The following is an 18,652-nucleotide window of genomic DNA, read 5'->3' as shown; positions in this document are numbered from 1 at the left end:
GCCAGTCAGCCGTTGGCCAAGATTTTTGCCGCTGCGGCCAAACCGTCCGGCGTTCCGACTGCTACGAGAAGATCTCCCCCGGTGAAGGTGAAGTCGGGGTTCGGGGACGGGCTGACCTGTCCGGCACGCATGACGGCGACGATGGAGACTCCGGTACGCGTGCGCATGCCGGTGTCCCCGAGGGTCTGCCCGTCGTAGCGCGAACCGTCCTTGATGTAGAGCTGTTTGGTTCGAATGCCCGGAAGGTCACGGTGCTCTTCTTCGAGCTGCGCAACGAGCTGTGGGGCACCCAGGAGATTGCTGAGCGCTGCCGCTTCCTCTGTGGTCAGAGGCAGCGAGGCAGCACACGCGTCAGGGTCGTCTGCCTTGGACACGATGAGGTCGGTATGACCGTCCCGATGGGTGACGACACCCACGCGACGACCGGAAGACAGAACAAAATCCTTGCGCGTCCCGATCCCCGGTAGTGGGGTGACTTCTACGTTCATATACCAACGGTAGCGCCGATCGGCGACCTGCATCGCGTGAGGGCCACAATCCGCCGGGAGCACTTCGCGGCGAGCGAACCGGCGACCTACCGAACCGGCGAAAACACGCCGTTCTCGTCCGGAAGATACTCGACGACAGCGGTGACGGCTGCGACCGGAATCGGGGCGTACAGATGCGGGAATCGCATCGATTCCGGGTCAGAAGGGACGCCCGGTTCGTACTTGACCTGACCACCGAGCAGGGCCGGATCGATGGCGAGAAGGACTATGTCATCGCGGCCGGCGAAGATCCGATTCGCCGGGAGATGAACTTGCGCCGGAGTCGACATGTGAACAAATCCCTCCGCCTCGAATCCGTCGGGGATACGTTCGCCGTGCTGTTGTGCCCGCGCCCATTCCTCGCGCGTGCACATGTGGAGCAACTCGACGCTCTCGTCGACAAGTGGTTCGCGTCCCGGGTTCATCCGCCCAGAATATCGGGCTGAGGTCGGCGATTCGAATCAGCTGTCAGCGAACAATCTTCACCCGAGAATGCCTGCCCAGCGCATTTCCAGTGAGACACAACACTAAGAAACGCCTTCGGGAACAACCCGTAAACCCCAAACGTCTGTAAGAGTGGATCTACCGCGCCATTCCGACGCGGCGGACCAGGCCCCAGGCACGCGGCCCGAATGCCGCAAAGCCAGTACGGAGGAGTCATGCCCGGAACACTGACCAGCCCACAGTTGACCGCTGCCGACCGGTGCGACCGGTGCGGTGCCGGAGCACGCGTACGCGCCGTGCTTCCCACCGGCGGCGAGCTTCTCTTCTGCGGACACCACGCAACCGAACACGCGGATCGACTTCGCGAGATGAATGCCGTCGTCTCCGAAAGCGAACCCGCAATCTGACCTGTCAGCCGGGGGTGGCCTCTTCACGAGGCGCGCCATGAACGCCAGAACGGGCGATCACATTCACTGTGATCGCCCGTTCTGCCGTTCCGGGGCCGGCAAGCACGCGAAGCGTGCGGGACCGGTATCGGCTGCTACCAGCTGCGTAGGATCGCGATGCGCTCGGTCAGCTGATCGACAGTCGCGATGGCCGTCGGCGGGCCTCCGCACACTCGGCGAAGTTCCGCGTGAATGATGCCGTGTGGTTTGCCGGTGCGGTGAACGTTCATCGCCACCAACCCGTTCAGCTCCTTGCGGAGCGCTCCGAGCTGATCTGCCGTGGCCGCTCGATCGGATACCACTGCCGCCGTGGGTTGCGGTGCGGCGGCCTTGGCCGAGTTGGCCTCGACCTGTGTCTGCTGGCGTTGACGCAGCAATGCCCGCATCTGATCGGCGTCGAGTAGGCCGGGGAGACCGAGGTAGTCGGCTTCCTCGTCACTTCCGGCGAATGTCGCGGTACCGAAGGACGATCCGTCGTAGATCACCTGGTCGAGTTCGGCATCGGCGCCCAGGGACGTGAACGCCTTCTCCTCCTCGCCCAGCTCGTCCTTCTGCTTGTTCGCATCGGCGAGCAGGTCGTCTTCGAGGCCGTCCTTCTCACGATGCGGCTTGCCGAGCACGTGGTCACGCTGAGCCTCGAGCTGTGCAGCAAGGTCGAGAAGCACCGGCACCGACGGCAGGAAGACGCTGGCAGTTTCGCCCTTACGACGCGAACGCACGAAGCGCCCGATCGCCTGAGCGAAGTACAGCGGGGTCGACGCGCTGGTCGCGTACACACCGACCGCCAGACGGGGAACGTCGACGCCCTCGGACACCATGCGGACCGCGACCATCCATTTCTGGTCGCTCGCACCGAATTCGGCGATTCGCTTGGACGCGGTGGGGTCGTCGGACAGCACGACGGCCGGCTGTTCGCCGGTGATCGCCGTCAACGCCTTCGCGTACTCGCGGGCCACTGTCTGATCCGTCGCGATGACAAGTCCGCCCGCATCGGGCATACCCGTACTGCGCAGCTGCGCCAAACGGGTGTCTGCTGCTTGCAGCACGGCAGGAATCCAGTCGCCGGCAGGGTCCAAGGCCGTACGCCATGCCCGAGTCGTCTGCTCGGCGCTCAGCGGCTCGCCGAGCCGAGCGGTGAATTCCTCGCCGGCGTTGTTTCGCCACCGTGCCTCGCCCGAGTAGGCGAGAAACACGACGGGGCGAACCACGCCGTCCTTGAGGGCATCCGAATATCCGTAGGAGTGATCGGCTTTCGAGCGGAGCAGACCTTCCTTGTCCGGCTCGTACTCGACAAAAGGAATGGCACTGTCGTCACTGCGGAACGGAGTTCCGGTCAGTGCGAGACGCCTGGTCGCGTCGCCGAACGCCTCACGAATGGCGTCGCCCCAGCTCTTGGCGTCGCCGCCGTGGTGGATCTCGTCGAGGATGACCAGCGTCTTGCGGCCCTCGGTGCGCACACGGTGCTTCGACGGGTGCGAGGCAACCTGGGCGTAGGTCAGCACGACGCCGTGATAGTCACTCGAGGTCTGGCCGGTCGAGTTGGAGAACCGCGAGTCCAATGCCAGGCCGGATCGCTGAGCGGACTCCGCCCACTGGTGCTTGAGGTGCTCGGTCGGCGCCACGACGGTTATCTGGTCGACCGTCCGGTCACGGAGCAATTCCGAAGCTACCCGCAGAGCGAAGGTGGTCTTACCTGCTCCCGGCGTTGCGACCGCCAGGAAGTCGCGCGGACTGCTGGAAAGGTACTTGGTCAGTGCACGGCGCTGCCATGCACGAAGGGAACCGGTAGGGGCGCCAGGTTGGGTTCCCGCGGATTGAGCTCCGGCGGGTTCGGGCGAATTGCCGAACTCGGCTGCCACGGTCTCAGACGTCATAGGCCGCGCCTCCACTGGAATCGCACTGTTGTCTCGCGCTCCTCGAATTTTCATCAATGTCCGGCGACGAGCCTAGCCGCCGCCACCGACGAAAGCCGCACTCGAAGCGCGTACTCATGGCCGTTCTCACTCCGGCCGGCGAGGTTTCGCTGCTCTCGCATCCTGCCGACCTGCACGCGAATTGTCTCAGAAATGTGCGACACGTCGGCGCCATGGTTGGGCAACCGGGTGTGTCGTCAGGGATGCTGGAGACATCATGAGTGAAGCGCGAGGCGAGAAGTCGAGCGGAAGTGATCTGCACCACCGCAGATGGCATCCGCTACGCCGCACCGGGCAGTTGATCGGTCGCACACTGAGCAAGGCCTGGGACGATTCCATCTTCGGAAAGGCGGCTACGGCCGCGTTCTGGCAAACGCTGTCACTGGCTCCCCTGCTTCTGGGCCTTCTCGGAATGATCGGCTACATCGGTGGGTGGTTCGGACCCAACACCGTCGAGATCATCGAATCCAAGATCGTCACGTTCAGCGGAACGATCTTCAGCGAAAGCGTCGTCGACCAGATCATCCGCCCGACGGTGACGGACGTCCTTCAGCGCGGACGACCGGAGATCATCTCGGTGGGCTTCCTGCTCTCCCTGTGGGCGGGATCGTCGGCGATCAGTACGTTCGTCGACTCGATCGTGGAAGCACACGGTCAGCAGGATGCGCGCAATCCCATCTGGCAGCGCATCTTCGCCCTGCTGCTCTACGTGATGTTCCTGGTGATGGCGGTGTTCATCCTGCCGCTGGTAGCTCTCGGGCCGACGCTCGTCGGGCGAGCACTGCCGGCCTCCTGGTACGTGGTCGGATCGAATCTGGTCGACACTTTCTACTACCCCGCTGTCGGTCTGCTGGTGATCATCGGTCTCACGACGCTCTACAAAGTCGCTCTGCCGAAGTCGCTGCCGTGGCATCGGCTGCTCGCGGGCGCGCTGGTCGCCGGTGTGTTCTTCATGGCCGCCAGTACCGGATTGCGCTGGTATCTGGGATTTGTCACCAGCACCGGCTACACGTACGGCGCACTGGCAACGCCGATCGCCTTTCTGCTCTTCACGTTCTTCCTCGGTTTTGCCGTCGTCCTCGGCGCCGAGTTCAACGCGACGGTTCAGGAGTTCTGGCCGGCTCGTGCCACTCGGATGGAGCAGATGCGAGAGTGGCTTGCGGCTCAGAACACCGACGACGAGACCGGTCCGGTCACCAACCTGACCTGGCACCTGGCCACCAGCCCGATCCGCATCTCGGGCGACAAAGCGGATCCGGCCACAGTCCCCTCGTACGGGCGGCCCCGCAGCAGACAAACGGAGTCGCGCCAGAACTCGTGCGCCGACCAAGATCCCTGCGATGAACCGCACGCAGACGCGAAGAGCCCGGCGGCCGACTGCGTCGAGGCTGTCGATCCGCCGAGCTCCGGAAGTACTCCCGCTCGCGTGACCCGAGGTCAGTCGCCCTTACGGAGTCCTTCGTAAATCTTCTTGCAGTCCGGGCACACCGGTGATCCCGGCTTGGCGGACTTCGTCACGGGAAACACCTCGCCGCACAGCGCGACGACATGGGTTCCCATGACGGCGCTCTCGGCGATCTTGTTCTTCTTCACATAGTGGAAGAACTTCGGGGTGTCGTCGTCGGTCGTTTCGTCGGTGGAGACGTCGGGACGTTCCTTGGTTTGAGTGCTCACCCCTCCAATAATGCCGTCTCCGTCACAGCGGTGCGACCCACGGGTCGTGTGCAATTGTCGGCCGAGAGTGGAACAGTGGAGTCATGGCACGAAATGGCGCGTTCGGCAGGTCCGACGAGGCCGGGACTCCCGATAATCCCGTACTGATCACCGAAGCGCAGAAGTCCGTCGAAGAACAGCACAAAGCCCGAGTGCGCAAGTACATGATCATCATGTCCTTCCGGTTCCCGGCGTTGATCCTCGCGGCGATCGCGTACGGCATCTGGGCCAACGCCTGGATCTCGATGCTCATCATCGGTGCATCCATTCCGCTTCCCTGGATCGCCGTCCTGATCGCCAACGACCGACCACCGCGCACCAAGGACGAACCGAGCCGATACGACGGACGAAAGAAGACCGCAGGCGAGATCGAATCCGCGACGCACCACACCATCGAAGGCTGACAAGTTCCGCCTGCGAGAATGACGGGGTGAGAAGCGAAACGCTCCTGTCCATCACCCCTGCGCTGCGTGAGGCCCTGCTTCGCAATCGATTCGACACGGGAACCATGCTCGAGGCATTGGGTCCCGAAGTTCACGCCGCTCTCGGCCGAAGTGAGCCGGTACCCGTGCGCCGCGCCACCCGAGAACTCGGGGACCTGGGCGTTCTCATCAGACTGTTCCTTCTCGCCGATGATTGCCCAGCAGGCGACGTCGCCGCGGCGTTGACTCCGCTGACAATTGCGCAGTGCGTCGACGCCGGCCTGCTCGAAGGTGAAAACTTCGACAGTGAGAATCCGCTCGTGCGGGCCGCGGTCGATCTTCGCCCCATCGACGTCGGCGACGGCGACCGTTGGGTGATCTCGGATCTCGACGGCGGAATCCGTCCCAAGAAGGCCACGGCCGATCACGTGCTGGGAGTCGGACATGCGTCACTGTCCTTGCTGCAGGCCACGCCCACCGCGAAGGTCGGCAGCGTGCTCGACCTCGGTACGGGATGCGGCATCCAAGCCCTGCACGCGAACACATACGCGGATTCGGTCACCGCAACCGACATCAATCAACGCGCCGTCGACCTCACGGCCGCAACCATGGCGCTCAACGGACTGGACGTCGAACTGCTTCAGGGGTCCTGGTTCGAACCCGTCGAGGGTCGAACCTTCGACCAGGTGGTCGCCAATCCCCCGTTTGTCGTCGGCGAGGCACGCGTCCATCACACGTACCGCGATTCCGGCCTCGATCTCGACGGTGCGAGCGAATTGATGATCTCGCGCTCGATCGACTATCTGAACCCCGGCGGCACGGCAGCGCTGTTGGCCTCGTGGGTGCACATCGAAGGACAGGACTGGCGTTCGCGGATCGCGTCATGGCTGCCGGCGCACGGCGTCGACGCCTGGGTGGTGCAGCGCGACGTGGCGGACCCAGCTCTGTACGTCGGCACGTGGCTCAAGGACGGCGGGCAGGATCCGCGAGATCCGGAATCGGCATCGCGAGCAAACGCCTGGCTGGATCACCTCGAAGAAGCCGATGTCGAGGGCGTCGGCTTCGGTTTCGTGTTCCTTCGCCGCACCGACTCCCCCACCGACCTGATGGCCGAGGACCTCATGCACGGCTTCTCGGACCCGCTCGGGGCCGAGGCGCTCGCTTACTTCGACCGTCTTGCCTGGTTGCGTGAACACGACGTCCTCGAGGAGCGATTCGTCCTCGATCCGGACACGGCCCTCGAACGCGTCTACCTCCCCGGCGACGAGGGATGGCAGCAAGTGGTCACGCGTGTGCACCGCGGCAACGGACCGCACTGGCAGCACGAGATCGACGAGCTCGGTGCTGCGCTGCTGGCCGGGCTCCGAGCGGACGGACTGGTGGTCGACGAACTGGTGGAACTTCTCGCCGCGGCGAACGGCGAAGACCCGGACCAGCTACGTGAGGCCGTCGTCACATTGCTGGTCTCGCTGGTTCGGCACGGGTTGGTGCTTCCCGTCACTAACTGAGTTCCCGGTGAGTTGCAGATTTTTGTGTTCTCAGCAACTTCTCAGGACGACTGGGAAATAACTGCAGGTCACGGCGTTTTAGCGGAAATCGGCGCGGGAACTTTCCCGGAACTCTCACACGTTGAACTGTGTGAGAGACCGCCGATAGGGAGGCAAGTCATGACAAGCCCCAGCACCACTACTCGCATTCGTCCGAGCGCCGCAGATCTGGACGCCCAGAGCCCGGCCGCAGACCTGGTCCGCGTCTACCTGAACGGGATCGGTCGTACTGCACTGCTGACAGCAGCAGACGAGGTCGAACTGGCGAAGCGAATCGAAGCGGGGCTGTACGCCAGCCACGTCCTTGCCACGGGAAAGCGCCTGACAGTCGCCAAGAAGAGGGATCTCGCAACGATCGTTCGCGAGGGACAGTCGGCGCGTAGCCACCTCCTGGAAGCGAACCTGCGACTCGTCGTGTCGCTGGCCAAGCGCTACACCGGCCGTGGAATGCCGCTCCTCGATCTCATTCAAGAAGGCAACCTCGGACTCATCCGTGCCATGGAGAAGTTCGACTACGCCAAGGGCTTCAAGTTCTCGACGTACGCCACCTGGTGGATCCGTCAGGCGATCACCCGCGGAATGGCTGATCAGAGCCGCACCATCCGGCTCCCAGTCCACCTCGTGGAGCAGGTCAACAAGCTCGCCCGCATCAAGCGTGAACTGCACCAGCAGCTCGGGCGCGAAGCGACGGACGACGAGTTGGCCGAAGAGTCGGGCATTCCCGCCCACAAGATCGCGGACCTGCTCGACCACAGCCGCGACCCGGTAAGCCTGGACATGCCAGTCGGCAACGACGAAGAAGCTCCCTTGGGCGACTTCATCGAAGATTCCGAGGCGACTTCGGCGGAGAACGCCGTCATCGCCGGTCTGCTGCACAGCGATGTGCGCAGCGTGCTCGGGACGCTCGACGAGCGCGAGCAGCAGGTCATCCGACTTCGCTACGGTCTCGACGACGGCCAGCCTCGCACCCTCGATCAGATCGGCAAGCTCTTCGGCCTCTCGCGTGAGCGGGTTCGTCAGATCGAGCGTGAGGTCATGGGCAAGCTCCGCGTCGGCGATCGCGCCGAGAAACTGCGTTCCTACGCGAGCTGATCAAACAACACAGCACGTGCGTCAGCGCGCCACACCACTCGCGCTGACGCACCGCACAAAGCACCGGCCACCGCTTATTCCCTCCCCCTCGGGAATGTGCGGTGGCCGGTGTTGTTCGTTGTACCTACCGCAGACGCCTGGGCCCCAGGTCGATTGCGCTCGGCTCTGGCCCGATGCGTACTCGCGAATCGGTGATCTCCGCGCCGGTAGCCGAAGCAAGTACCGGCTCACAGGCCAGTTCGCGGACTTCCGGAATGTCGTCGGCCAGCGCCGAGATCCGCTGGACCAGATCGACCAAGGCACCCTTGTTGACCGGAACGGCATTTCGATATCCGGAGAGCAGCGGCGCTGCCTTGGGTGCGTCGATCAACTCCGTAGCAGCGTCTTCCGTGAGCGGCAGTACGCGATAGGCACGGTCCCCGAGGAGATCGGAGATCACACCGGCGAGACCGAACGAGATCAGCGAACCGAACGACGGGTCGTCTTGGACACCAACCACACACCCGATGCCCTTGGTTGCCATTTTCTGCACGTGCAGCAGCGGTTCACCCGACGCGGCCGCAAGATCTCGGTAAGCGAGGCGCACCGATTCCGGCCCACTCAGATCCAGCCTGACGCCGCCCAGATCCGGTCGGTGGCGCCACATTTCGCCGGTTGCCTTGACCGCGACCGGGTAGCCGACAGCATCCGCTGCCTCTACAGCTTCGTCTTCGCTCAGGACCGAACGGAATTCGACGACTGCAACCCCGTAGCACTCGAGAAGAGCTGCTGCTTCGACGTCCGAAAGCCAACGGCCAGGCGAGTTTTCAAGCCAGGCGGCCACCATCTTCTGGGCTCGTTCGGAGTCGATTCCCGCGGGGCGAACAACCTTCGACGCAGGCTTGCTGCGCCACTCCGCGTAACGCCAGGCCCTCGCCAACGCCAGTGCGGCGCGCTCCGGCCCCGGGTAGGACGGCACCGAACCGCGGGTCGGGTTTCCGACTTCGTCGCGGACCGCCAGGACGTCCGGCACACCCTCGGCTGCGAGGAACGTCGTGAGAATCGGCTTGTCCGAGCCGGCGACGGCGTCTTTGAGTGCTTTCGCGAACGGCTCGACCGGAATGGCAACCGGAGGAACGAAGACGGCGATGACGGCATCGACGTCGAACGACGCCAACGCGTCGCGCACGGCAGCGGCGAACAGTTCCGGACTCGCCTGGGCGCCAAGGTCGACCGGGTCGCTGACCTGCAAACCTTCACTGCGGGCGGCGTCCGCTGCAAGGACACCGAGCGCGGTCGAGTTGCCGATGACAGCAAGCCGCGGACCGGCCGGCAACGGCTGATATCCGAAGAGCAAGGCGCAGTCGAACAATTGTGAAATGGAGCCGACCTGGATGACGCCCGCCTGTTCGAAGAGGGCGCGGACGATGGAATCGTCGATCTCGACTCCGGTGGCGGCGAGAACCGGCGGAACCGCGTGCCGACCGCTCTTGACCGCGACGATCGGCTTCTTCCGCGCAACTCGGCGGGCGATCCGGGAGAACTTTCGTGGGTTGCCGAAGCTTTCGAGGTAGAGAAGGACCACTTCGGTGGACTGGTCGGAATCCCAGTACTGCAGAAGGTCGTTGCCCGATACGTCCGCACGGTTGCCGGCAGAAACGAAGGCGGACAACCCGATTCGGCTGCGCGCGGCTTCGTCGAGAATGGCGATACCGAGCGCGCCGGACTGACAGAAGAAGCCCACGTTGCCTGCCACCGGCAAGACCGGTGCCAGAGTCGCATTCAACGAGATCGCGGGGTCGTTGTTCGCCACTCCCAGTGCATTCGGACCGATGAGGCGCATTCCGTGAGCGCGTGCTGCATGGACCAGTTTGCGTTCGGACGAGCGTCCGTCCGGACCGCTCTCGCTGAAGCCCGACGAGACCACCACCAGCGCTTTGACGCCCTTGTCGAGGCAGTCGTCGAGTACCGAATTGATCGATTCTGCAGGTACAGCCACGACGGCGAGATCGACGTCGTCGGGGATGTCGCGAACAGTTGGGTACGCCCGCACCCCGTGAACCGAACGATGCTCCGCGTTGACGGGGTAGACCGGTCCGGTGAATCCGCCGCGCAGCAGGTTGGTCAACACCGCGTTACCCACCTTGGCGGGGTCCGCTGATGCGCCGATCACTGCCACCGATCGTGGACTCAGCACGTTTCCCATGCTGCGGGCCTCAGCTGCCCGCTCACGCGAATTACGTACTGAAACAAGCGCTTCCGTCGGGTCGATCGCGAATTCGAGGCGCAGCACGCCACCGTCGAACGAGCGGCTCACCTGATACCCCGCCTCACGGAACACCGTCACCATGTTGCGGTTCTCGGACAGGACCTCGGCGACGAACATCGTCAGGCCGTTCTCGGCCGCTGCTGCTGCCAGGTATTCGAGCAGGATCGGGCCGAGGCCGCGCCCCTGGTGTGCGTCGGCGACGACGAAGGCGACCTCGGCAGACTTTCCGTCACCGACGTCGAGGAGTCGCTCGTAGCGACCCACCGCGATGATCTCGTCGCCGAGCATCATCACGAAGGCGACGCGGTTGTGGTGGTCGACCGTCGTGAAGTTCTTCACGTCGCGCGCCGACATCGTGGGGTACGGGCCGAAGTAGCGCAGGTACCGGGTCCGCTCGGAGAGTTTGCCGTGGAATTCGACGAGCTTGTCCGCGTCCTCGGGAACGATGGGTCGCAACGCCACCGCGCCGCCGTCGGAGGCGAGAACATCGACTACCCACGAATGGGGATAGGTGTGAGCGGGGTCGGTCTTCGGCGCCTGGTCGCTCGCGCCGCCGGCATCGGTATCGGACTGTTCAGTCACGGGGATCCTCCGGGTCGAGTCCGAGTAGCGGGAACGAAGCGCGGCGTGTGGCGATGATCGCCGAGTCGATTCGGGTGAGTGCACGATCTACCGAGGCGACACCTGTCTCCGGTGTACCACCCGGGCCGTCCCACGGGGTGTATGCGACATCTCCGCCGTCGCCCATGGTCGGCGGGAGGTCGACGCTCGGCGCTCGCAGCTTCGTCGATTCCTTCCACTCGTCAGGCACAGCTGTGTCGACGTCGACCTCGCGATCGAGCGCAGCAGCGATCAGGTGAGTCCATGCCCTCGGCACGACGCGAACCAGTCCGTATCCGCCGCCGCCGACTGCCAGCCACCGGCCCTCGGAGTAGCGGTCGGCAAGATCGCGCATTGCCAGGAACGCTGCTCGCTGGCCGTCGACGGTCAGGGCGAGGTCCGCGAGCGGGTCCTCGCGGTGCGAGTCGACTCCGCACTGGCTGATGATGATCTGCGGGCGGAAGGCTGCAATGGCTCCCGGGACGACGGCGTGAAATGCGCGCAGCCACAACGCGTCGACGGTCCCGGGAAGCACCGGGATGTTCACTGCAGTGCCTTCAGCGGCCCCGTCGCCGACCTCGCTCGACCATCCGGTGTTCGGCCACAACGTCGCCGGATGCTGATGCAGCGAGACCGTCAGCACCCGGGGGTCCCCGAGGAACGCATGTTGCACTCCGTCGCCGTGATGAGCGTCGACGTCGATGTAGGCGATGCGGTCGTAGCCGTTGTCGAGCAGCCACGAAATCGCCACAGCCGCATCGTTGTAGACGCAGAATCCCGAAGCCCAATCCGCCATCGCGTGGTGCATGCCGCCGCCGATGCTGACCGCGCGACGCGTACGTCCCGAAGCGATTTCCTGCGCTGCGGCCAGCGAGCCGCCGGCGAGGATCGCACTTGCTTCGTGCATGTGCGGGAAGACCGGGTTGTCCTCGGTACCGAGCCCGTGGGGAACATCCTGGCCGCTCACACCGTTGTTCGCAGAGTTACCAGCGTCTTTGACCGCTGCAAGATATGCCGGTGTGTGGATTCTGAGGAGGTCGGCATCGGACGCGGCGCTCGGTTCGAGAAATTCGATGCCCTCGAGAAGTCCGAGGCTTCGCGAGAGTGCCATCGTGAGATCGAGGCGAGTGGGATTCATCGGGTGATCGGCGCTCCACCGATAGCTCAGGTACTCCGGACTCCACACCACGACTCGATTCGCTCGAGACGCCGCGGGGTCCCCGTCAGATCTGATCGACGCGGTCATGGGATCACGCTACTTCCTTCTCGTTTCGTGCCGCACACCACACTCGCGGCCCGCTTCGGAGACCGAGATCGAGTGACACGAATCCAATTCGGACACGCGCTGGACTCGCCGCAGTGGAGGCGGCACCGGAACCACGAACTGAACGGTAGAATGATCAACTGACGAAGGGGTTGAGTGTGAAGGATCTAGTCGACACCACGGAGATGTATCTCCGGACGATCTACGACTTGGAAGAAGAGGGCGTAGTCCCACTCCGGGCGCGGATCGCCGAACGGCTCGAACAGAGCGGACCCACCGTCAGCCAGACAGTTGCGCGTATGGAGCGCGACGGCTTGCTGATGGTCGCCGGCGATCGACATCTGGAACTCACCGACAAGGGTCGCGATCTCGCGATCTCTGTCATGCGTAAACACCGGTTGGCAGAGCGCCTACTGGTGGACGTCATCGGTCTCAAATGGGAAGACGTACATGCCGAGGCATGCCGTTGGGAGCACGTGATGAGCGAGGAGGTCGAGCGTCGGCTCGTCGTCGTTCTGAACAACCCCACGACGTCGCCATACGGCAACCCGATTCCGGGCTTGGACCAGTTGGGACTCGACGGCCCGGTTGCCACCACCGAAACGTTGGTGCGCCTGACCGATATTCCGCACGGCGCACAGACAGCTGTGGTCGTTCGGCGACTCGCCGAGCACGTGCAGTCCGATCCCGAGGTGATCGCGCAGCTGCGTGACGCCGGCGTCGTTCCCGACGCCAGGGTGACGGTCGAAACCCGTCCGGGCTCGGTGACCATCATCGTGCCGGGTCACAGCGGGTTCGACCTGTCCGAGGAAATGGCTCACGCCGTTCAGGTCAAGCAGGTCTGAGGAACTAGATGAAACTCCTGGTCACCGGCGGCGCCGGTTACGTCGGCAGTGTGTGCAGCACTGTGTTGCTCGAGCGTGGACACGAAGTTGTCGTCATCGACGACCTCTCCACCGGAAATGCCGACGCGGTGCCTGCCGGTGCCGAGTTCATCGAAGGGGATGTGGGGGCGCTGGCCGCCGACATCCTCGGCAGTGCGGGTTCACCGGTTTTCGACGGCGTACTTCACTTCGCTGCGCAGTCGCTGGTCGGCGAATCCGTGCTGCACCCCGAAAAGTACTGGCGCGGAAACGTCGTCACGACCATCGAACTGCTCGAGGCGATTCGTGTCTCCGGCACTCCCCGGCTCGTGTTCTCTTCCACCGCCGCGACGTACGGCGAGCCGGAGCAGTCCCCCATCGTGGAAACCGCTCCGACCCGCCCTACGAATCCGTACGGCGCGACCAAGCTCGCGATCGATCATGCGATCACCTCGTACTCGATCGCCCACGGCCTCGGCGCTACCAGCTTGCGCTACTTCAACGTCGCGGGTGCGTACAAGTCCGCCGGCGAGAACCGGGTGATCGAAACCCACCTGATTCCGCTCGTCCTTCAGGTCGCACTCGAGCAGCGAGACAAGATCTCGGTATTCGGAACCGACTGGCCCACGCCGGACGGCACCGCGGTACGCGACTACATACACGTGCTTGACCTCGCCGAAGCGCATCTGCTGGCGCTCGAATCCTCGGTTCCCGGCGAGCACCGCATCTACAACCTCGGAAGTGGTGCCGGCTTCAGCGTGCGCGAGGTGATCGCTGCCTGTGCGCGGGTCACCGGCCTGCCGATCAACGTCGAAGACGCGTCACGACGGCTGGGTGATCCGGCCGTACTGATCGCATCGAGCGACAAGGCGATTGCCGAGTTGGGTTGGACGCCCACGCGTACCGATCTCGACGTCATCGTCGCCGATGCATGGCAGTTCCTCCAGGATCTGGGCGACCGCTCACACGCTGCTCGCTAGCTTCCACTCGGCAGTGCCGGCGGCAAACCGGCAATTCCGAGCGATTCCCCGATGGACAATCCGACGGCCGCAAGCTCACGGATCCCATCGGGGTGCACACCGGATTGCAGCGATAAATCCAGCAATCCGGCCAAGGTGTGTTCCGAATCGGCCGACAGTGCGGCCGACAGCGCAACACCTGCCAGGGGCCCGTCGCCGCGCACGTATGCAAAGAACCCGAGAAGTGTTGCCGGCCAAGCTCGTTCGGGAGACGGTACTTCATGGGTAAGTACGAGCCACAATTGCTCGGCATGTGCGGCAACCGACGTGATCGCCAGACCCAACACCACGTCGCGCACGTGAACGTCCGTCAAAGCGACCACCAGATCGGCGCATTCCTGCGGGTCAGGGTAGTAAGTGCCCGCCTCCACACGGCGGACATGTTCCAACACCAGATCGACCCGGCGCTGAACTGCTGCATCACGGCCTGATCCCCCGCTGTACTCACTCGATTCTCGGCGGCTCGCGATCAGTCGGGCAATCGCGTCGTGATTGCGAGCGGCACCGTGTACCCACCGGACCAGTTCCTCACGCGAACGGCGAATGACCCTCCCGCCCAACACCTGCGCCGCCGCGACCGACGAAGATGCCGGGTCTGGCAGGGTGCCGCAGTGAATCGAACGCGTGACGCTCGTCCACGGCTGGTCAGATTCTATTGCGGCCGTGCATAATACGTCAGCCAGCTCGACGCAGGTTCCGCCGAGCATGTCTTCGAATACCTCGGCCAGCTCGATGGTTTCGTCGATGAGAGTTTCAGCTGTCGAGCAATTGGTGATCACCACGAGAACGACCGCACGCGCTCCTTCCGCGTCACACACGGCGGCGAACTGGCGCAGCGCCGCGCTCATCTGCCTCGCGGGCTTTCCTTTGACGCTTGGAAAGTAGTCGTGTCGCATTACCGGGCCGAGCGTCGAGGCGGAAGCGCCCATCAAAGACAGCGCAACGACGGAATTGGACGGATGGAATCCCAGGAGGGCGGGTATTGCCGCGATCAATTCGCCTGGATCGGAAACACGTTCAACGCGTCCGAAAAGGGCCAGGTCGTCGTCGGCGAATTCGAATTCTCCTGGAAGAGGTGATGTGGTCATGCACAGACCCTCGCCGATCGCCCCGATGCCGCCATCCGCTCGACCAGGGAAAACAGCGACGTCGAATTCGTCTGTGGATTATCGAGTCAGTTGGGGACGAATTATCGCGCCGCACCGAAAAGGTCCGCTCTGTGTCGGACCCGTGTGCTGCGAAATCACTTGCCTGCTTTGACCTTCTGTACGGCTGCGGTGAACGCTTGATCCAGAGGTGCCGTCGAGGGCGTCGCAGAACCGAACGTCATCAGTGTTGTTGCTACCCGTACGTCGCCGACCTGCGCGATCAATGTCAGCATCGTCTGATCGCCGGCTGCGGCTTTGGGGGACACGACGGTGCGGCGAAGTGACATCGTCTTGTCGGCATCGATCGGCGACGGCGGAAGAATTTCCGTCGTCACTGTAGTGGTGACGCCGTTCGCAGTGACCGTCATGGACGGGCACTGGCGCGTTTGCGCTTCCAACTCGTCCAGTGGTGCATCGACCTTCGTGAGTTCGACCGAAATCGTTGCCCTCGTCGCATTGTCGGTCCCGACCGCCATCACGGTCCCGTTCGGACCGTAATCCTGTTCCGGTGGCTCACATTCGGATGGATCGACGGTGGCACCGCGTGGGACGCCGACTAGATCCGGCGCTGCCATCGGAACGGCCTGCGGGGGCAGCACAACAGCGCCGAAGGGCTCGGGAAATTCCTCGGGAGTCAGCAGCAGTTCGGACAACGGTGCCGCCGTTTTCGGAGAGGTGGATTTCGGCGTCGAGGATTTGGGTGCAGCCGTCGTACTCGGTGCCGCTGAGCCGCTGTCGGTCGCACCGGCTGTCGCCGGCGCGGAGTCCGGAACGGGTGCACCTTGGACCGACCCGGAGCAGCCCGCGAGTAGTGCAACGGCGGCCACCGCAGCAAGGGAGTATGCGGCCACTCGCCTGGACGATCGTGGACACACCCGCATGTAAGCCTCCGCACTCGACCTCGACCGATCCCGACAATCGACCAATGCATTTCAGACAAATCGGCCGTGCCGAACTTGTCTTCCACTCTGCCATGTCCGAAGCCGCGCACCCGACATCTAGCGAATGCCCAGGCCAAGTGTCGAAAGATACCGCTCGGCTTCGCTCTCGGCGAACGTCCGTCTCGTCGGATCGGGAATGATCGGTCACCGACTCGGTGTTCTTACCGATGAACGTCTGATCCAGTGCTGTCGGGCACCTGACTCCGATGCTGTCGAGCGTGCGCCGATAGTGGACACTTGAGATCAAGACCGAAGAGCGAAGGGGACTGCGATGGACGAACAGTCGAGGATGTACGAGCTGGAATTTCCGGCGCCCCAGTTGGCGGCTGCCGACGGCCAGGGACCGATCCTGATTCACGGACTCGAGGGTTACTCCGACGCCGGTCACGCCGTGAAGTTGGCGACGACGCATCTGCGGGAAAGCCTGGAAACCGAGCTTGTCGCGTCGTTTGCTGTCGACGAGCTGATCGACTACCGCTCACGTCGACCAACGATGACGTTCAAGGCCGATCATTTCTCCGATTACGACGCTCCGGCGCTCAATCTGTACGCACTGCGCGATACGGCCGGCACGCCCTTCCTGCTGCTCGCAGGGATGGAACCGGACCTCAAGTGGGAGCGGTTCACTACTGCCGTTCGTCTGTTGTCCGAACAGCTGGGAGTGCGTCGAACCATCGGGCTCAACGCGATTCCGATGGCAATCCCGCACACCCGACCGCTGGGTGTGACAGCACATTCGACCAACAAGGACCTGATCCAGGACCATCAGCGTTGGTCAGGTGAACTGCAGGTTCCCGGCAGCGCATCGTCACTCCTCGAGCTTCGTATGTCTCAGCACGGGCACGAGGCGATGGGCTTTTCGGTGCATGTCCCCCACTACCTCGCGCAAACGGACTACCCGGGCGCCGCAGAGACTTTGCTCGAAAACGTTTCCGAGGTTTCGGATCTGGAATTGCCCTTGGTTGCACTGGGTGAGGCCGCGGCGCGCGTTCGGGAACAGGTTAACGAGCACATAGCCGGGAACGAAGAAGTTCAGACTGTAGTCCACGCTTTGGAGCGCCAATACGACACTTTTGTCGCCGCTCAGGAACAACAGTCGTCCCTTCTGGCCGGCGAGGCCGACCTTCCCAGCGGTGACGAGATCGGCGCAGAGTTCGAAAAGTTCCTGGCCGAACAGGCAGGAAATGACGACTTCGGCTCAGCTGGAGACCTCGATCGAGGCGACAACTGACGAAAATGTGACGGGCGGGGCGCATAATTCGACATTGTGCGCATTCCGCAACCCCTCCGTTACCTGGGCTGTTGTTCAGGACACATCCGTCGGATAGCCTCAAACTCTGTGTGATTTTCGTTGACGGCTCAACAACTGGAGCAGACAGTCAACGTGGTCACACGCCGAGCCAGGAGGCGACATGAGCAGACCACGGAACCGTCAGCTCCGACCGGTCCCCGACGAGGAACCGCGGATGATGTTCCGGACGATTCACGGCTACCGACGCGCATTTCGGATAGCCGGCGAGGGTCCGGCAGTACTGCTCCTGCACGGAATCGGCGACAACTCGTCGACGTGGACCGAGATCATTCCCCACCTCGCCAAGAAGTACACCGTCATCGCACCTGACCTGTTGGGTCACGGCCGCTCCGACAAGCCGCGCGCCGATTACTCGGTAGCCGCGTACGCCAACGGCATGCGTGATCTCCTGTCGACACTCGGCATCGAGCACGTCACCGTCATCGGGCATTCGCTCGGCGGCGGCGTCGCGATGCAGTTCTCCTATCAGTTCCCGCACATGGTCGATCGCCTCGTGCTGGTCTCAGCCGGTGGCGTCACCAAGGACGTCCACCCGCTGCTGCGACTCATGTCCGTTCCGGTGGTCAACGAGGTCGTCAAACTGCTCCGGATACCTGGCGCGATGCCGCTCGTCCGGATGGCCGGAAACCTTGCCGGTGTCGTCCACGGTTCGAATCTGCGCCCCGGCACCATGCTGCACGACACGCCGGACCTGATTCGAGTGCTCGCTGATCTCCCCGACCCCACTGCCTACGAGGCTTACCTTCGTACGCTGCGGGCAGTCGTGGACTGGCGCGGGCAGGTCGTCACGATGCTCGACCGCTGTTATCTGACCGAGAATCTGCCGGTTCAACTGATCTGGGGCGACGACGACTCCGTCATTCCCGTCTCCCACGCTCACCTCGCGCATGCGGCGATGCCGAACTCACGTCTCGAAATCTTCCGCGGCTCGGGCCACTTCCCGTTCCGCGACGATCCGATGCGTTTCCTGCAGATCGTCGAAGATTTTCTTTCCAGCACCGCACCACTCGTCTTCGACGAGGCCCGCTGGCGTCACATGCTGATCTCCGGCGTCGGCGAGAACACCATTACCGGAACGTCGTCCACCCGCATGGCAGTGCTCGACGCCATGGGCTCGGACGAGCGAAGCGCAACCTGATCCGCGGTTGCGGCT

Annotated in this window: 17 protein-coding genes; 9 read left to right on the top strand and 8 right to left on the bottom strand. The window is 63.6% G+C overall.

What is annotated here, in order from left to right:
* Positions 1-5: 5 nt before the first annotated feature.
* Positions 6-488: a cation:proton antiporter regulatory subunit gene (locus tag FEZ59_RS14345; protein ID WP_021344116.1), complete on the bottom strand. Its 483-nt coding sequence runs from the start codon at positions 486-488 to the stop codon at positions 6-8.
* An 86-nt stretch (positions 489-574) separates the two neighbouring features.
* Positions 575-952, bottom strand: a complete 378-nt coding sequence (locus tag FEZ59_RS14340) for a DUF952 domain-containing protein (protein WP_020969495.1) — start codon at positions 950-952, stop codon at positions 575-577.
* Positions 953-1,186: 234 nt separating this feature from the next.
* Here FEZ59_RS14340 and FEZ59_RS14335 point away from each other — a divergent pair, with 234 nt between their 5' ends.
* A complete protein-coding gene (locus tag FEZ59_RS14335) occupies positions 1,187-1,378 on the top strand; it encodes a hypothetical protein (RefSeq protein WP_003942643.1) in 192 nt (63 codons plus the stop codon).
* Between the two features lie 134 nt (positions 1,379-1,512).
* Here the strand turns inward: FEZ59_RS14335 and FEZ59_RS14330 are convergent, their stop codons facing one another.
* Positions 1,513-3,291 (bottom strand): DEAD/DEAH box helicase, encoded by a 1,779-nt coding sequence (locus FEZ59_RS14330; RefSeq protein ID WP_020907558.1) that lies wholly within the window; start codon positions 3,289-3,291, stop codon positions 1,513-1,515.
* 256 nt (positions 3,292-3,547) lie between these two features.
* On the opposite strand from FEZ59_RS14330, the gene FEZ59_RS14325 reads away from it, so the two are divergent.
* Entirely contained in the window at positions 3,548-4,795 is a 1,248-nt protein-coding gene (locus FEZ59_RS14325) for a YihY/virulence factor BrkB family protein (RefSeq protein ID WP_097387412.1), read from the top strand.
* On the opposite strand, the gene FEZ59_RS14320 is transcribed toward FEZ59_RS14325, so the two are convergent.
* Positions 4,768-5,004 carry a DUF3039 domain-containing protein gene (locus FEZ59_RS14320; RefSeq protein WP_003942602.1) on the bottom strand — a complete coding sequence of 79 codons (237 nt, stop codon included), beginning with the start codon at positions 5,002-5,004 and terminating at the stop codon, positions 4,768-4,770. The two genes, FEZ59_RS14325 and FEZ59_RS14320, sit on opposite strands and share 28 nt — an antisense overlap.
* Before the next feature lie 83 nt (positions 5,005-5,087).
* Here FEZ59_RS14320 and FEZ59_RS14315 point away from each other — a divergent pair, with 83 nt between their 5' ends.
* The 3 genes from FEZ59_RS14315 to FEZ59_RS14305 all read left to right on the top strand — a co-directional run bounded on the left by FEZ59_RS14315 (position 5,088) and on the right by FEZ59_RS14305 (position 8,104).
* Entirely contained in the window at positions 5,088-5,447 is a 360-nt protein-coding gene (locus tag FEZ59_RS14315; RefSeq protein WP_019748237.1) for a DUF3099 domain-containing protein, read from the top strand.
* A gap of 26 nt (positions 5,448-5,473) precedes the next feature.
* Positions 5,474-6,973, top strand: a complete 1,500-nt coding sequence (locus tag FEZ59_RS14310; RefSeq protein WP_019748236.1) for a methyltransferase — start codon at positions 5,474-5,476, stop codon at positions 6,971-6,973.
* A gap of 159 nt (positions 6,974-7,132) precedes the next feature.
* Positions 7,133-8,104, top strand: coding sequence for a sigma-70 family RNA polymerase sigma factor (locus FEZ59_RS14305; RefSeq protein ID WP_003942639.1), 972 nt, complete (start codon positions 7,133-7,135; stop codon positions 8,102-8,104).
* A 124-nt stretch (positions 8,105-8,228) separates the two neighbouring features.
* On the opposite strand, the gene FEZ59_RS14300 is transcribed toward FEZ59_RS14305, so the two are convergent.
* Positions 8,229-10,934 carry a bifunctional GNAT family N-acetyltransferase/acetate--CoA ligase family protein gene (locus tag FEZ59_RS14300; RefSeq protein ID WP_020969494.1) on the bottom strand — a complete coding sequence of 902 codons (2,706 nt, stop codon included), beginning with the start codon at positions 10,932-10,934 and terminating at the stop codon, positions 8,229-8,231.
* On the bottom strand, positions 10,927-12,198 hold the full coding sequence (locus FEZ59_RS14295) for an acetoin utilization protein AcuC (RefSeq protein ID WP_019748234.1): 1,272 nt from the start codon (positions 12,196-12,198) through the stop codon (positions 10,927-10,929). The genes FEZ59_RS14300 and FEZ59_RS14295 overlap by 8 nt, the downstream gene beginning before the upstream one ends.
* A 176-nt stretch (positions 12,199-12,374) precedes the next feature.
* On the opposite strand from FEZ59_RS14295, the gene FEZ59_RS14290 reads away from it, so the two are divergent.
* Positions 12,375-13,061, top strand: coding sequence for a metal-dependent transcriptional regulator (locus tag FEZ59_RS14290; protein WP_003942150.1), 687 nt, complete (start codon positions 12,375-12,377; stop codon positions 13,059-13,061).
* A gap of 8 nt (positions 13,062-13,069) precedes the next feature.
* Positions 13,070-14,059, top strand: a complete 990-nt coding sequence (gene galE / locus FEZ59_RS14285; RefSeq protein ID WP_029255256.1) for a UDP-glucose 4-epimerase GalE — start codon at positions 13,070-13,072, stop codon at positions 14,057-14,059.
* On the opposite strand, the gene FEZ59_RS14280 is transcribed toward galE, so the two are convergent.
* Together FEZ59_RS14280 and FEZ59_RS14275 are read right to left on the bottom strand one after the other, a co-directional pair.
* A complete protein-coding gene (locus FEZ59_RS14280) occupies positions 14,056-15,186 on the bottom strand; it encodes a DUF4192 domain-containing protein (RefSeq protein WP_172932816.1) in 1,131 nt (376 codons plus the stop codon). The two genes, galE and FEZ59_RS14280, sit on opposite strands and share 4 nt — an antisense overlap.
* Before the next feature lie 155 nt (positions 15,187-15,341).
* Positions 15,342-16,097, bottom strand: a complete 756-nt coding sequence (locus FEZ59_RS14275; protein WP_172932815.1) for a sensor domain-containing protein — start codon at positions 16,095-16,097, stop codon at positions 15,342-15,344.
* 361 nt (positions 16,098-16,458) lie between these two features.
* Here FEZ59_RS14275 and FEZ59_RS14270 point away from each other — a divergent pair, with 361 nt between their 5' ends.
* Together FEZ59_RS14270 and FEZ59_RS14265 are read left to right on the top strand one after the other, a co-directional pair.
* Complete coding sequence (locus FEZ59_RS14270) at positions 16,459-17,418, top strand: PAC2 family protein (protein WP_003942198.1); 960 nt, start codon at positions 16,459-16,461, stop codon at positions 17,416-17,418.
* Between the two features lie 181 nt (positions 17,419-17,599).
* Positions 17,600-18,637, top strand: coding sequence for an alpha/beta hydrolase (locus FEZ59_RS14265; protein ID WP_019748230.1), 1,038 nt, complete (start codon positions 17,600-17,602; stop codon positions 18,635-18,637).
* The last annotated feature ends 15 nt before the right edge of the window (positions 18,638-18,652 follow it).

It is taken from the genome of Rhodococcus sp. MS13 (assembly GCF_013277835.1).
Lineage (GTDB): Bacteria > Actinomycetota > Actinomycetes > Mycobacteriales > Mycobacteriaceae > Rhodococcus_F > Rhodococcus_F erythropolis.
This window is presented reverse-complemented; position numbering and strand designations above follow the sequence as displayed.

Bases quoted from the DNA above. Each gene is read 5' to 3' on its own strand.
- FEZ59_RS14345 (WP_021344116.1), bottom strand. From the start codon at position 488: ATGAACGTAGAAGTCACCCCACTACCGGGGATCGGGACGCGCAAGGAT.
- FEZ59_RS14340 (WP_020969495.1), bottom strand. From the start codon at position 952: ATGAACCCGGGACGCGAACCACTTGTCGACGAGAGCGTCGAGTTGCTC.
- FEZ59_RS14335 (WP_003942643.1), top strand. From the start codon at position 1,187: ATGCCCGGAACACTGACCAGCCCACAGTTGACCGCTGCCGACCGGTGC.
- FEZ59_RS14330 (WP_020907558.1), bottom strand. From the start codon at position 3,291: ATGACGTCTGAGACCGTGGCAGCCGAGTTCGGCAATTCGCCCGAACCC.
- FEZ59_RS14325 (WP_097387412.1), top strand. From the start codon at position 3,548: ATGAGTGAAGCGCGAGGCGAGAAGTCGAGCGGAAGTGATCTGCACCAC.
- FEZ59_RS14315 (WP_019748237.1), top strand. From the start codon at position 5,088: ATGGCACGAAATGGCGCGTTCGGCAGGTCCGACGAGGCCGGGACTCCC.
- FEZ59_RS14305 (WP_003942639.1), top strand. From the start codon at position 7,133: ATGACAAGCCCCAGCACCACTACTCGCATTCGTCCGAGCGCCGCAGAT.
- FEZ59_RS14295 (WP_019748234.1), bottom strand. From the start codon at position 12,198: ATGACCGCGTCGATCAGATCTGACGGGGACCCCGCGGCGTCTCGAGCG.
- galE (WP_029255256.1), top strand. From the start codon at position 13,070: ATGAAACTCCTGGTCACCGGCGGCGCCGGTTACGTCGGCAGTGTGTGC.
- FEZ59_RS14280 (WP_172932816.1), bottom strand. From the start codon at position 15,186: ATGACCACATCACCTCTTCCAGGAGAATTCGAATTCGCCGACGACGAC.
- FEZ59_RS14270 (WP_003942198.1), top strand. From the start codon at position 16,459: ATGGACGAACAGTCGAGGATGTACGAGCTGGAATTTCCGGCGCCCCAG.
- FEZ59_RS14265 (WP_019748230.1), top strand. From the start codon at position 17,600: ATGAGCAGACCACGGAACCGTCAGCTCCGACCGGTCCCCGACGAGGAA.